At 67.3% G+C, this 14,277-nt stretch carries 10 protein-coding genes and 1 pseudogene; 2 read left to right on the top strand and 9 right to left on the bottom strand.

Features of this window, described 5'->3' with window-relative positions:
• From A5681_RS01230 to mutA, 9 genes and pseudogenes are all read right to left on the bottom strand, one after another.
• A partial coding sequence (locus tag A5681_RS01230) for a glycosyltransferase (RefSeq protein WP_197498473.1) occupies window positions 1-566 on the bottom strand: 566 nt, incomplete at its 3' end.
• 116 nt (window positions 567-682) lie between these two features.
• Window positions 683-1,489 carry a TylF/MycF family methyltransferase gene (locus tag A5681_RS01235; RefSeq protein ID WP_067268772.1) on the bottom strand — a complete coding sequence of 269 codons (807 nt, stop codon included), beginning with the start codon at window positions 1,487-1,489 and terminating at the stop codon, window positions 683-685.
• 311 nt (window positions 1,490-1,800) lie between these two features.
• The gene (locus A5681_RS01240) at window positions 1,801-2,862 is read right to left on the bottom strand and encodes an NAD-dependent epimerase/dehydratase family protein (protein WP_067268773.1); all 1,062 of its coding nucleotides are present in this window, start codon (window positions 2,860-2,862) and stop codon (window positions 1,801-1,803) included.
• 132 nt (window positions 2,863-2,994) lie between these two features.
• The gene (locus tag A5681_RS01245) at window positions 2,995-3,966 is read right to left on the bottom strand and encodes a sulfotransferase family protein (RefSeq protein ID WP_067268774.1); all 972 of its coding nucleotides are present in this window, start codon (window positions 3,964-3,966) and stop codon (window positions 2,995-2,997) included.
• 392 nt (window positions 3,967-4,358) lie between these two features.
• Complete coding sequence (locus A5681_RS01250) at window positions 4,359-5,273, bottom strand: sulfotransferase family protein (protein WP_067268775.1); 915 nt, start codon at window positions 5,271-5,273, stop codon at window positions 4,359-4,361.
• Window positions 5,274-5,631: 358 nt separating this feature from the next.
• Entirely contained in the window at window positions 5,632-6,918 is a 1,287-nt protein-coding gene (locus A5681_RS01255) for a serine hydrolase domain-containing protein (protein WP_067268776.1), read from the bottom strand.
• Window positions 6,919-6,970: 52 nt separating this feature from the next.
• A pseudogene (gene meaB, locus A5681_RS01260) lies at window positions 6,971-7,959 on the bottom strand (methylmalonyl Co-A mutase-associated GTPase MeaB).
• 84 nt (window positions 7,960-8,043) lie between these two features.
• Window positions 8,044-10,299: a methylmalonyl-CoA mutase gene (gene scpA, locus A5681_RS01265; RefSeq protein ID WP_067268777.1), complete on the bottom strand. Its 2,256-nt coding sequence runs from the start codon at window positions 10,297-10,299 to the stop codon at window positions 8,044-8,046.
• 5 nt (window positions 10,300-10,304) lie between these two features.
• Window positions 10,305-12,182, bottom strand: a complete 1,878-nt coding sequence (gene mutA / locus A5681_RS01270; protein ID WP_067268778.1) for a methylmalonyl-CoA mutase small subunit — start codon at window positions 12,180-12,182, stop codon at window positions 10,305-10,307.
• A gap of 168 nt (window positions 12,183-12,350) precedes the next feature.
• On the opposite strand from mutA, the gene A5681_RS01275 reads away from it, so the two are divergent.
• The gene (locus A5681_RS01275) at window positions 12,351-13,118 is read left to right on the top strand and encodes a TVP38/TMEM64 family protein (RefSeq protein ID WP_067268779.1); all 768 of its coding nucleotides are present in this window, start codon (window positions 12,351-12,353) and stop codon (window positions 13,116-13,118) included.
• A 135-nt stretch (window positions 13,119-13,253) separates the two neighbouring features.
• Complete coding sequence (locus A5681_RS01280; protein ID WP_067268780.1) at window positions 13,254-14,045, top strand: endopeptidase; 792 nt, start codon at window positions 13,254-13,256, stop codon at window positions 14,043-14,045.
• Window positions 14,046-14,277: the final 232 nt, after the last annotated feature.

A 14,277-nucleotide genomic window follows, 5' to 3' on the forward strand; every position in this document is an offset into this window, starting at 1 on the left:
GTCGCGCGGGGTAGCCCAAGTTGGCGGCGCTGGGCGTCCTCTACCTTTTTGTTCAGGCGCCAGCAGAACCAGTCGAACGCCGCCATCGCCAAGCGGCCCGCCGGGGCAGGCAGGATCGATACGACCTCGCCGTTCGGCCGCATAGGGACGTGATGCAGCGTGGCCAACGGGATGTCGTAATACTCCGCGACGTTAGCGGCCGGCTCCTGATAGCTTTGCCCCGCGAACAGCAGGTCGGCCCCCTCGGCCAGCGAAACCAGGGTCGTGTTCATTTGCCGCCAGCATTCGTCGCTGAGATCCCACATCTCGCGCCACATCGATCTCATATCGCGGACCCGCCAGAAAGCGCCAAAGAATGACGTCCAGAAGTTGCGGTAGAGATCCAGCCATGCTTGCGATTCCAGGCCATAGGGTACGGCGGCCAGCCCCGCCGCCTCGGTGAAGGCGATCGAGTCGGGCGGGACCGCCATTCGCACGTCGTGGCCCCTGCGGACCAGTTCGCGCGCGACCACGACGGAAGGCTCGATGTCACCGCGAGTGCCATAGCTTGCCAGCACAAGTTTCATCGCGAATCCAAGCCCTTCAGTTGCGCCATCCGCGGCAATAATGCACCCACATCACCTTAGATTTCGGCGAAAGCCCGTATCGGCGCGGGCTAGGTTCAGGATGGCCAAGCGGCTTGTCATTCCTTACGCCACAGCACCCCGGTGCCATCGATCTCGACGATCTCGGCGGTCACGCCGTGCTTCGTCCGGTAATCCGCGACCGCTCGCCGGCATGCCTCGATCGCGTGGTAGTCGTCGATGATGCAGAACCCGCCCGGTGACAGCCTCGGGTATAGCGCATCGAGGGCCTGGATCGTGGATTCGTACAGGTCCCCATCGAGCCGCAGCACCGAGATCCGGTCGATGGGGGCGCCCTGCAGGGTGTCTTTGAACCAGCCCGGCAGGAAGCGAACCTGGTCATCGAGCAACCCATAGCGCTCGAAGTTCGCCTTGACTTGCGCCTCCGACACGGCCAGCACGCCGGCGGCGCGGTGCAACCGGATTCCCCTGTCCGCCTCGTAATGGGCGGTGTCCGGCGGCGGAACGCCCTCGAACGAATCGGCAAGCCAGACGCGTCGTTGCTTGTCCCCGTAGGCGGACAACACCCCCCGCATCAAGATCGACGCCCCACCGCGCCATACCCCACATTCGACGAGGTCGCCGGGGATGTTTTCGGTCAGCACAGTCTCGACGCAGTGTTGCAGGCTGGTCAGCCGCTGCATACCGATCATCGTCAGGGCATCCGCCGGCCAGTCGAGGCCCAAACCGCGCGCGTGGGGATTGAACGGGCGCTTGCGCACCAGCATGAATTTGCGGTTACCGAAAACCGGCCGTCCGAAGTAGTACCAACCAACGGGCACCAACTCGTCGCTGCCATAGCGCGTGAGGTTGCGCCGGAGCAAGTCGAGGTACGCCGCTCGCGTGTCCACGAATGAAGATCGCATGCCGCGATCGGCAACGGTCAAGACTTCCCCCTAGTTCGCATGAACTTCGTACCTCTGAACAGCGTTGACGTCCGCGCGGGCCGCCAATACGTTTGGCATCTTCGCATACATCCCACCAACCCTGCCCCCTCGAGGTGTACGGCGTGGCCGTCGTTTCGACCCTGTCATTACGACCACCGGTCAGCTTGCTGACCATCATATGCTTCGGACGGTCACCGCCCCGCATCCATCAATCACACCGTTTGCTGGACGGGGCCGGTCCGGTCGCCGCTCATCGTCCTTAACACGGCGAAGGCGGCTGTTCGGTTCGGTTAGCTCGAGGATTCGGCCTGCTTGTCGATCCATTCGAGCAGGGCGCGCAAACCCTCGTCGAGCGTCCACTTCGGACGCCAGTCGAGCTCGGCTTCTGCCGGCCCGATATCGCAGCTGGCGGCGCGCACGTCACCGTCCCGGAATTTCGAAACGACTGTCGGGTGCGGCGCGCCGTACAAGGCGGCGACTCTGTCGGCCAGCTCATGAATCGTGGTCCCGTTGCCCGATCCGATGTCGAGGCGGCGCGACTCGGTCGCGGGTCGCTGCAGGGCCGCGTATAGCGCGTCGACAACGTCATCGATGTAGACAAAATCGCGCACGATCCGACCGTCTTCGTACACCTCGAGCGATTGCCCCTCGCGCGCCAAACGGGCGAACAGCGCGACGATTCCGGTGTACGAATTTGTCAGCGATTGGCCCGGGCCGTAGACGTTCTGCAGCCGGAGCACGCTGACGTTGGTGTCGTGCGCGGTCGTCCAGGCCGCGAGCAGGTGCTCCTGGGCGAGCTTAGTGGCGGCGTAGACGTTGGTCGGCCGGGGCTCCGTGCGGCTGGCGCAGCTCGGTAGCGGCACCGCCGGTTGACCGTCGGGTCCCAGGGGGTCCCACTGGCCGGCCACCAGCTGCGCATGGCTGCGCGGCCGCGGATAGAAGACGTCAGTGCCGGCCCGCCATGCGCCTTCGCCGTAGACCGCCCTCGACGACGCCAGGACGAGTTGATCCGGAACCAGGCCGGAACGGCTCAAGGCGTCGAGGAGCTGCGTGGTGCCAACCACATTCACTGCTCCGTGGCGCGTCGCCTCCGACAGCGACTGCGCCGTTCCGGTTTCGGCCGCCAGGTGGACGATCTGCGACGGACGACACAGCCGCAGCACCGCGTCCCAATCGGGGGCGTGGGTGACATCACCGGGGAACAACCGCACGGACGACGGCAAGTCGATCGCTCTGTCTAACCCGTGGACCTGCGGGTGCAAAACATCCATCACCGCTACGTCGTAACCATCCTGCACGAGCCGGTGCGACAGCGCCGACCCGATGAACCCGGCCCCTCCTGTAATGAGCACCGACGCTGACAAGAGCCGAGACCTCCCATTGGTCTGCAGGTGGGACGTGCTCACGTTGGCGACAGCACGGTCCGGTCGATCATATCGGGCAGCCGCGCAGCCTCAGCCATTGCCGATGCCGACCGCCAACCGCTATGCCCAAGTGCCCTTGCGCCGATGAGCCATGGCGAGCACTTCCATCACAGGGCCCGCTATCACCGGCGGGAAGACACGAAAAAGCATGCTGTTGGACAAGCCATGAAAGTCGTAGAAGGCGTTGCGGAAATCGCGCTCCGACGCCCGGTAGGAATCGAAGACGCGATCGAGAACGGCGGCGTCCACCGGCTCGTCCAGCGCAGCGGCGTATAGCGTTTCGTAAACCGCTGATATCCAGTCGGTGCCGAAGAGGTCAACCACCGGGCCGCAATGCCGTTGACGCCGCAGGTCGGGTCTGAGGAAGTTCTCGACCGCCTCTTCTTCCCCGGTACACAATTCATCGGGAAGCGCCACCGAGATTCGCTTCATCTCTTGGCGCCAGTCGTCGAGAAGGTTGGCGTACTCGACGAACACTCGTGTCACGCCGCGCGTGTGGCGCTCGGCCAGCAGGTTGTATTTCAGCCAGATGGCACCGGCAAGCGCCGGGGAGACTCGCCAGGACGCTGAGATGGACTTGATGACCTCTTGCGGCTGACGCACCGCGATCACCGTTGCGACGTCGAATCCGGCCTGCTGTGCGGCCTCGAACCACAGGCCGGACAGGGTCGTGATCCGGGGCTCCTTGATCACGACGAGGGGCGCCGCTGGCAACGTGGCAAGGTACGTCGCGATCTTCGCGATGTGGGTGTCCTTCGCTGCCGCGTCGATAGCGCCGTCGTCCAGCAAGCGGAGCGATGGGTCGTACCAGTTGCTCCCGTGGCGACGCAGGATCGACTCGTTGAGCGTGATGGCCGCCCGGGGTTCCCAATAGCCCAGGGGGTTGTTGGCGTCGGCGCCCAACATCCCGGCCGGAAGTGCGCCACCGCGTAGGGAAAGAACCCGCGTGATCGCCGAGGTTCCCGAGCGTTGTGGGCCCAGCACGAACAGGATGACCGGGCGAGCGGACTTGGCGATCCGGGCAGATCTCATCGCAAACGCAAACCTTTCAATGTCCTACACCTTGCTCAAATTCAGTTGTTGCCCATGAACTTTCCGATTCTGCGTGCGGATAACCTTTGGTGCTCAGCAACGACTCCAGAGCGAAAAACCGTCTTTGCCCGGTGTGCACTGCGACATCAAGATGTGAAACTGCACTTATCTCAACGTCTTTGGCACAAAGACGACACTCCCCCTTGCACCCCCTGTGGGATCAGGCTCTCCCCTGACGAGCGAATGATCGGATCATGGTGCGTAAAAGACTTTAGCGTGAGCGCAGCGACCAGCACATCGCTTTTGCGAATTTGTTTTGTTTACTTAACATTTGATTCGCTCGGCGCCAACGTCATTGGCATCCCGCCGCCGGCGGATGAAGCCGTTGGCGACTAGGCCCAGGTTCCCTTGCGCCGGTGGGCCAGGGCGATGATCTCCAGCAGCGGCTTCATCAGCGACGGCTTGAGCAGTCTGGCGGTGAGGCTGTTGGAGTGGCCGCGGGCGTCTTCGAACGCCACGCGGAAGTCGTGTTCGCAGGCGCGATACGCCTCGAAAACACCGTCTAGTGTAGAAATGTCCGCCGGCCCGTCCTGCGCCGCAGCGTGCATGGCCTCGTAGACCGCAGACATCCAATCGGTGCCGAAGCGATCGATCACCGGGCCACAATCCCGGTTGCGCCTCAGATCAGGGGTGAGAAAGTCGTCGACGGCGCCTTCATCCTCGGTGCCGAGGTCGATCTCCAGCGCGGAGGAGATCCGCTTCACCTCCCGGCGCCAGTTCTCCAGAAGCTGCGTGTACTCGACGAACACCCGGGGCACGCCGCGTGAGTGGCGCTCGGCCAGTAGGTTTCCCTTCAGCCACAGGGCGCTCGCCAATTGCGGCGAAGCGCCGGTGGCCTTGCCAAGCGAGGCGATCACCTCCTGCGGGTGGCGCACCGCGATCACAACGGCCACGTCGAAACCCGCCTTGCGCGCCGCCTCGAACCACATGTCCCAGAGCACCACGATCTGCAGGTCCTTGATGACCAGTAACGGTGCGTCCGGCAGCGTCTTGAGGTAAGCCGAGATGTCGGCGGTACACGCCTCGCGCTCCGCGGGCGTGAAGGCATCATCGTCCAGGACGCGCAGCGACGGGTCCCACCAGGCGCTGCCGCGGCGCTCCAAAATTGTCCTGTTAAGAAGGAGGGATGCGCGCGGTTCCCAGTAGCCGCGTTGGTTGGTCTCGTCGGCCCCCATCATCCCCGCCGGAAGGGTGGCACCGCACAGCGAGAGAACCCGGGTGAGCGCCGATGTTCCCGACCTGCCCATTCCCAAGACGAACAGTGCGAGAGGGCGCGTCCCGGTGCCCGGAGGCGCTGACCGATGGAGGAGGGTGGAGGAGTCGACTCTGCTTTCAGCGGGTCCGATCATGCGGGCGAATTTCATCCGGCTCTTAGCCTTCCAGCTCGTACGCGTCGTCGACGCCAGGTCTATCGCGGCATTATTACCGATTGTTCGACTTTGCGGGCTGGTTCTATGAAACACGTGTCAACTATGTTAAATCTATGTAGATAACGCACGAACACGGCGGTACTGAACGTTCTGACCTGGTCTTTCACATCGACCGCCACCGCCGTGCGGCCTTACGGGCGAGCGAAGCGATCGCGCACCCCATCCACGGATGGAGTTAGCCCGCGACGGCTCCCGGCTCGAAGAACGGCGCGCCGTATTCGGTCACCGGCGTGAATCCGCGTTTGCGGGCCTTCTCGGCTGCCTTGCGGATCAGCGCATAAATGCCGACGAACGCGGCGTGGTCGGTCGCCACGAACGGGGTCAGCAGCCGGTTGTGCACCAGCGAGAAGGCCACGCCGCTCGACGGGTCGGTCCACCCCAGCGAACCGCCCAGCCCGACGTGGCCGAACCCGGGCATCACGTTCCCGATGGGCAGGCTGTGGTAGCCGAGGTGGAACGCGAGCGGCATGAACAGGTTTCGGTCCGGACGCAGACTCCGCCGACCGGTTAGGCCGGCCACCAACTCGCGCGACAGGAACCGGATGCCGTCGACCTCGCCGCCGTTGGCGATGGCGCCGTACATCCGTGCCAGCCCGCGGGCCGTCGCCACCCCGTTGGCCGCGGGAATCTCCGCATCCAGCAAGGGGGTATCGCCTTGGACCGCGGCGACCATACCCGGGAAGTACATGGACCGGAACCCGCCGGACAGCTCGTTGGCGACCTTGCGCGTCACGAAGCTCAGGACCGGGTTCCTGACCATGTTCTGCGGCGCGATGATCTCGGCCACCCGGGTCGGCGCCCCGACCGGCGGCCGACCGAGGTACAACCCGTCCGTGCCCAGCGGCTCGGCGAGCTCCTCGCGGATCAGCGCACGCATGCCTTTGCCGGTCACGCCCCGGGCGAGGCCGGACATCAGCCAGCCGAAGGTCAACGCGTGATACGCCGACTTGCCCAGCAGCCGCCCCGGCGACGCCGCGGCCAGCCGTTCTTCCATGACGACGTGGTCCAGCAGGTCTTCGCTGCTGGCGCCCCGCAGCCCCGACAGGCCGGCGGCGTGCCGCATCACGTCGCGCACGGTGAGGTCGGCCTTGCCGTTGGCCCCGAACTCCGGCCAGTACTCGGCAACGGGCGCCTCGTAATCGATCAGCCCGCGGTCGGCGAGCCGGTGAATGACGGTGGCGGCCATGCCCTTGGTCGCCGAGAACACCATCGGCGCGCTGTCGGCCGACCACGGCCGGTGGCCGCCGCGGTCGGACCAGCCGGACCACACGTCGACGACGGGTTGACCGTCGAGGTACACGGCCAGCGCGCCGCCGCCGAACCGGCGGGCGGGAAACATCGTGGAAAAGCTGCGAACGACGCATCCGAAGTGTGAGTCCGCCGCGCCGGACACACGGTGACCTGCGTCAAGGTCATCGTGGACAGGGACCGCGCGGCGATCGACTCGGGTTTCCACCGTCACAGTTTCAAATTTACTTGGATTTCACACCTTCCCGGAGCGAAATCTAGATTGTTTACCTATCCGTTAGTCTGACGCGGCCGTCAATATTTGCTCGGCGGCCAGCGCGGGGGTCAGCTCCCCCGCCTTGACCCGGCGCTCGACGTCGGCGCGCATCTTGCGCACTTTGGGGTTGGCCAGCACCCGGTCCAAGACGGCGTCGCGCACCATCTGCCACGTCCAATCGACTTGCTGGGCCCGGCGGCGTGCGTCGAACTCGCCTGCTTCGGTGAGCACCTGGCGATGGCGTTCGATGGTGTCCCACAGTTCCTTCAGGCCGGTGCCCTCCATCGCACTCATGGTGAGAACGGGTGGCCGCCAAAGCGTTTCACGCGGGTGTATCAGCCTGATGGCCGAGGACAGCTCTCGTGCGGCCACCCGCGCCTCGGCGAGGTGTTCGCCGTCGGCCTTGTTCACCACCACGATGTCGGCCAGCTCCAGCACGCCCTTTTTGATGCCCTGCAGCTGATCGCCCCCGCGCGCCAGCGTCAGCAGGACGAACGTGTCGACCATGTTGGCCACGGTCACCTCGGACTGGCCGACGCCGACGGTCTCGATGATGATCACGTCGAACCCGGCGGCCTCCAGCAACACCACCGTCTCCCGGGTGGCCTTTGCTACACCGCCCAGGGTGCCGGACGTCGGCGATGGGCGGATGTACGCATCCGGGTGCACCGCCAGCCGCGCCATCCGGGTCTTGTCGCCCAGGATCGATCCGCCGCTGCGGGTCGACGACGGGTCGACGGCCAACACCGCCACCCGGTGGCCGTGCTCGATCAGGTGCATGCCGAGGGCCTCGATGGTGGTCGACTTCCCCACCCCGGGGGTTCCGGTGATGCCGACGCGATGCGCGTCGCCCGCGTCGGGCGTCAGCTCGAGCAGCAGCCGCTGCGCCTTGTCGTGATGGTCGGCGCGGGTGGACTCCAGCAGCGTGATGGCCCGCGGCAGCGCAGCCCGGTCGCCGCGGCGGACGGCATCGGCCAATTTCTCGACGGAGTCAGCCATTTCGCCCGCCGAAGGTAACGCCAGGGCGAAATGCCGACTCATTTTTAACCATGGCGTTACGCCCGTGACCACCGATGACTGGCGTCACTGGCCCAGGTCGTAACCCAGCCGCTCGGCCAGCTTGTGCAGCAAGCCGATCGCGGCGTCGGCGATCACCGTCCCGGGCGGGAAGATGGCGGCGGCCCCAGCCTCGTACAGCTCGTCGAAGTCGCCGGGCGGGATGACTCCGCCGACCACGATCATGATGTCGGGCCGCCCCACCTCGGCGAGCGCGTCGCGCAGCGCCGGCACCAGCGTCAGGTGCCCGGCGGCCAGCGACGAGACGCCGACGACGTGCACGTCGTTGTCGGCGGCCTGCCGCGCCACCTCGTCGGGCGTGGAGAACAGCGAGCCGACGTCGACGTCGAAGCCCAGGTCGGCGAAGGCCGTCGCGATCACCTTCTGCCCCCGGTCGTGACCGTCCTGACCCATCTTCGCCACCAGAATCCTCGGCCGCCGGCCGTCGGCCTCGGCGAACTTCTCGACTAGCTCCGTGGCGGTTGCGATGTTGGGGGCCTTTCCGGCTTCGTCGCGGTACACGCCGGCGATCGTGCGGATCTCCGCCTGGTGCCGGCCGTACACCTTTTCCAGCGCGTCGGAGATCTCCCCGACCGTCGCCTTGGCCCGGGCGGCGTTGATCGCCAGCGCCAGCAGATTATTACCCAACCCGTCCTCGCCGGCGCGCCCGTGTGCCGCGGCCGCCCGGGACAGGTCGGCCAGCGCCGCCTCGACGGCGGACTGGTCGCGGCTCGCCCGCAGCTCTTTGAGTTTGGCCAGCTGTTCGGCGCGCACGCGGCTGTTCTCGACCTTGAGGACCTCGACCTCTTGGTCCTCCTCGACCTGATACTTGTTGACGCCGATCACCGGCTGCATGCCGGAGTCGATGCGGGCCTGGGTGCGCGCGGCCGCCTCCTCGATGCGCAGCTTGGGGATGCCGTCGCTGATGGCCTGGGCCATGCCGCCGTGCTCGGCGACCTCGGCGATGTGGGCGCGGGCCTTCTGCGCGAGCTGATGAGTCAGCCACTCCACGTAATACGAACCGCCCCAGGGGTCGATGGGCCGCGTGGTGCCCGACTCCTGCTGCAGCAGCAGCTGGGTGTTGCGCGCGATCCGCGCCGAGAAGTCGGTGGGCAGCGCCAGCGCCTCGTCGAGCGCATTGGTGTGCAGGGACTGGGTGTGACCCTGGGTCGCGGCCATCGCCTCGATGCAGGTGCGCGCCACGTTGTTGAACGCGTCCTGCGCGGTCAGCGACCAGCCCGAGGTCTGCGAATGGGTGCGCAGGGAAAGCGATTTCGCGTTCTTCGGGTTGAACTGGGCGACGAGCTCGCTCCAGAGCAGCCGGCCGGCCCGCAGCTTGGCGACCTCCATGAAGAAGTTCATCCCGATGCCCCAGAAGAACGACAGCCGCGGCGCGAACTTGTCGATGTCGAGGTCGGCGTCCAGGCCCGCCTTGATGTAGTCGACGCCGTCGGCCAGGGTGTAGGCCAGTTCCAGATCGGCTGTGGCGCCGGCCTCTTGGATGTGGTAGCCGGAGATCGAGATGGAGTTGAACTTCGGCATCTTGGCGCTGGTGTAGCCGAAGATGTCGGAGATGATGCGCATCGACGGCTTGGGCGGATAGATGTAGGTGTTGCGCACCATGAATTCTTTGAGGATGTCGTTCTGGATGGTGCCGGCCAGCTTCTCCGGCGGCACGCCCTGCTCCTCGGCGGCCACCACGTACAGCGCCAGGATCGGCAGCACCGCGCCGTTCATCGTCATCGACACCGACACCGTCGACAGGTCGATGCCGTCGAACAGCTGCCGCATGTCGAGAATGGAATCGATTGCCACGCCGGCCATTCCGACATCGCCCTGCACGCGCGGATGGTCGGAGTCGTACCCGCGGTGGGTGGCGAGGTCGAAGGCCACCGACAGGCCCTTCTGGCCGGCCGCCAGGTTACGACGATAGAACGCATTCGACTCCGCCGCGGTGGAGAACCCCGCATACTGGCGGATTGTCCACGGCTGGTTGACGTACATCGTGGGGTACGGGCCGCGCAGGAACGGCGGTTCGCCCGGGAAGCTGTTCAGCGGGTAGCCGTCCGCGACGGCGGCGGCCCGGTCGGCGCCGATGTAGACCGGTTTGACGGCGATGTCCTCCGGCGTATGCCATTCGAGCTGATCGGGTGTGTACCAGTGCGCCGCGGCGGTGGCGGCGACGTGCTTCTGCACGGCGGCCTCGGTGGGCGGCGGCAGCGGCCCGTCGCCGTTCAGCGGGACCTCGGCGAAGTTACCGATCACAGGTGCGGTTGTGGTCATTGCGGCTACGCCCCCAATCGAGTGAGCAGGTTCGAAAGGGCTTCGACCGCGTTGATTTTCGCGGTCAGGAACTCGTCGGGCCGGTGCTCGGCATCGCCCAGGGCCTTCTCCGGCCCGGCCAGGTAGACCCGCGACACCCCGGCGGCCCGGGCCGCCTCGACGATCGCGGCGGCCTCCTCCCCGTAGCGCTTGTCGGTGCCGCAGATGACCGCCGCGCCGGGCGATCCGGCGTCGGCGACGGCCTTCGCGACGCTCGCGGCGTCGACGGTTCCGGGGTTGACGGCTTCGATGCCGCCCGACGCCAGCAGGTTGGCGGCGAAGGTGGCCCGGATGTTGTGCTCGGCCAGAGGGCCCAGCGGGAGCAGCAGCGCCTGCGGCCGCGCGCCGGTGCGGGCCAGGAAAGCGTCGGAGCGATCGCGTAGCGCCTCGAACGCGGCGGCGTAGCGGCGCAGGTTGCCGGCCGCCAGCGGGGAATTTGGCGAATCATCGTGCGGCAGAGCCGGTTCCGTCAGGTTCGGGAACTCGTTGACACCGGTGATCGCGGTGCGTCGATGCGCGATGTCGTCGGCGCGCCGGGCGGCCACTTCGGCGATCTGGCCGGCGACGTAGTCGCGCGCCTCGACGAAACCACCCCGAGCCTCGATGGCCTGGAAGTGTTCCCAGGCCTGCTCCCCGAGGCGGGCGGTGAGGTCCTCGACGAACCACGACCCGCCGGCGGGGTCCAGCACCCGGCCGACGTGCGACTCCTCCAGGAGCAACAGCTGGGTGTTGCGGGCGATCCGGCGCGCGAAGCTCCTCGCGGTGCCGGGGAAACCGCCCGGGATCGCCACGTCGAACGGCAGCACCAGCACCGTGTCGGCGCCGCCGACGCCCGCGCCGAACGCGGCCAGGGTGCAGCGCAGCATGTTCACCCACGGGTCGCGTTGGGTCATCATCGGCAGCGACGTTTCGGCGTGCACGGTGACGGCACCTCCGTCGGGGTCGCCGACGACCTCGGCGATTCGCGCCCACAGGCGACGCACGGCCCGCATCTTGGCGAGCGTCACGAATTGGTCGTCGTCGGCGGCCAGCCGGAAGCTGATCTGCCGCAACGCCTCTCCGACCGGCACGCCCGCTTCGGTGAGCCGCCGCAGATAGTCCACCCCGGCGGACACGGTGCCGGCCAACTCCCACGTCGCGTTGGCGCCCAGGTTGTGGAAGGCCGGCCCGTCGACGGTGATCGCACGCACGCCGCGTTCGCGTGCCGCGCGTTTGGCGACCGTGACGACCTCGTCGAGCGCCGGCGCGGGACGGTCGCTCAGCGCCGCGGTGAGCGGGTCGCCGCCCAGGTCGATCGACAGGAGTTCGCGCTGATCCGCCTCCACACCCGCGGCCATGGCCAGCATGGCGTCGGCCGCGGTGGAGTAGTCGGCGCCCGCGTCGATGATGACCGGCGCCATGCTCAGGTACACGCCGGCCAGGCTTTCCTCGAGCTGATCGGCGGTCACGCCGGACTGGCCGACCCGCAGCACCAGAGCGTTCGCCCCGTTGCCGAGCGCCTCGAGCACCGCCGCGTTCACGTCCTTGGCGGCCACCCCGGTCACGCGGTCGGCCGGGAACGCCTCGGCCACCTTCCAGCCGGACTTGACGTCGCGCAGCGCGTCGGCGCCCCGCACGTACGGCCATTCGCCCGGCAGCGGTGGTTCCGGCAGCTCGTCCAGCGCCGTGTACAGCGCCCGGATGGCGATGCCGTCATAGGTCGGGGTTTCCAGCAGCCGCTCGGGCTCGTCCCCGAGCTCTTCGGGGTCCTTCCGGGTGCTTTTCGATAGCACGCCGGCGACCGCACTGCGCCAACGCCCGCGAACCTGTTCTAGTTCGGCGAGCTCGGGTACATCAATGGACACCGATTGCTCCCTTTTTCCCAGCAAATGGGGCCTGCGACTTACTAATGAGGCTAGTTGATCGGGCCTGTCGGCAGAAAACCGCGCGGCGCGACGAGCGCGGCGGCGCGCCGATGAAACGCCAGCCTCGGGCAACGAGTTATTCACCTGCGCCCCGTAACCTTTACAGGCGTGACGGCTTCCGCCACCTGCAGAATCAACCGGGCGCTGCGCGACCTCGGCGGCGCGCTGGGCGCGACCGCGCGCCTGCTGTCGCGCCCCCGGGCGATCGCCACAGTGGTCGGTATCACACTCTTGATCGCCGTCGCGTCCTGGCTTCCCCTGCCCACGCCCGTGCAGATGCGCGACTGGGCGCAGTCGGTCGGCCCCTGGTTCCCGCTGGCGTTCCTTGCCGCACACATCGTGGCGACCGTGGTGCCGGTCCCACGCACGGCGTTCACCCTGGCCGCCGGCCTGTTGTTCGGCCCGCTCATGGGTGTGGCCCTCGCCGTGGGCGCCAGCACCGCCAGCGCGGTGATCGCGATGCTGCTGGTGCGGGCGGCCGGGTGGCGGCTGAACCGCCTGGTGCGCCACCGGTCGATCGACACGGTCGACGAGCGCCTGCGGCAACGGGGTTGGCTGGCCATCCTCTCGCTGCGGCTGATACCCGCCGTGCCGTTCTCGGCGATCAACTACGCCGCCGGCGCGTCGACGGTGCGCCTGGTGCCGTACACGCTGGCGACGCTGGGCGGCCTGCTGCCCGGGACCGCCGCCGTGGTGATCCTCGGCGACGCCCTTGCCGGCCACCCCAACTCACTGCTCTACCTGGTGTCGCTGTGCACCGCGACGCTGGGTTTGACGGGTTTGATCATCGAGATCCGCCATTTCCGCCGGCACCATCGCCTGGCACACAGTCCGGTCGACGACCAGCCGTCCCCCGAGCCGGCCACCGTCCGCTAAAAAATCTCGCCAATCACGACGGCTGGCAAGCCGAAAGCTGGCAAGCTGGCGCGCAGAGACTTACCGGCACCGCGCGCTCAAGGGGGGGTGTTGGCCGGAACCCATGTGCAGTACCCGCTGCCACAACGCTCCAGGATGCATTCCGCGTTGCTGGCGATCGCGGCGTTGTTGTGCGCCATGGCCTTCGTCGCGTGGGTCTCCCAGCTGTCAAGGAACGACGCGGCCCGCGAACTCACCCCACCGCCGGCTCTGGCCCCGATCGACCTACCGGCATCGACCGCCATCGGGCCCGGCGCGGGCATCTTCGTCGAGTACGCCGACGGGTCTGGCGGAATGGGTTGCACCGCAGGCTTTTTGGTGCGCACCGCCACCGGTGAGGCCGGGGTGCTCACCGCCGGCCACTGTAACCGCCCCGGTGGGCCCGGCAAGGTGACGATGAACCTGGGCGGCGTCCTCCCCTACACGACGGTCGGCACGTTCAGCCAGACGGTCAGCGAGGGCGTTCATAACGAGCAGCACGACATCGGCCTGGTCGTGCTGGGCGGCGACGACGTCCCGCGGAGCGCGGCCATCGGAACCTCCCTGCCGGTCTCGGGCGTCGCCACCAACCTGCGGATCGGCCAGGAACTCTGCAAATTCGGCATGGGCTCCGGCGAGGCCACCTGCGGCCAGATCACGGAAGTCACCAAGAGCAAGGTGGTCTTCTTGGCGCCCGGCCAATGCGGCGACTCCGGGGGCCCGGTCTACCTCAACGAAGGCGACGGCACCGTTCGCGCCGTCGGCATCCTCATCCGCGGGGGCAATCCCAACACCCCCAAGCCGGGCTGTTCGGCCCCCGCGAGGTTCTCCGTCGCCGAGCTCATCCAGCCCTGGCTGGACAAGTGGCGGCTGACCACCGTGACCACGGCGCCGTCCGCCGCGGGCTGAAAGACCGCCGGCCGCAGCATCTTCAGGCTGGCTTCAGGCTCGCTTCCTACTGTCGCGGGCGTCGCGGTGCGCGTGGCGCGATTGCGCATCCGACGGGGATTGATTGCCGACAGAGAGGAGAGATGGGCGGAGTGAAGATCAAACAACTCATCGCCGGTTCCTTGCTCGCGGGCGTCCTTGGGGCGGTCGGGGCCGGCCTCGGCGCCGGGGTGGCCAGCGCGGATCCGCCCCC

The organism is Mycobacterium scrofulaceum (assembly GCF_001667885.1).
GTDB lineage: Bacteria > Actinomycetota > Actinomycetes > Mycobacteriales > Mycobacteriaceae > Mycobacterium > Mycobacterium scrofulaceum_C.

Bases quoted from the DNA above. Each gene is read 5' to 3' on its own strand.
- A5681_RS01235 (WP_067268772.1), bottom strand. From the start codon at position 1,489: ATGCGATCTTCATTCGTGGACACGCGAGCGGCGTACCTCGACTTGCTC.
- A5681_RS01245 (WP_067268774.1), bottom strand. From the start codon at position 3,966: ATGAGATCTGCCCGGATCGCCAAGTCCGCTCGCCCGGTCATCCTGTTC.
- A5681_RS01250 (WP_067268775.1), bottom strand. From the start codon at position 5,273: ATGGGCAGGTCGGGAACATCGGCGCTCACCCGGGTTCTCTCGCTGTGC.
- scpA (WP_067268777.1), bottom strand. From the start codon at position 10,299: ATGACCACAACCGCACCTGTGATCGGTAACTTCGCCGAGGTCCCGCTG.
- A5681_RS01280 (WP_067268780.1), top strand. From the start codon at position 13,254: ATGCATTCCGCGTTGCTGGCGATCGCGGCGTTGTTGTGCGCCATGGCC.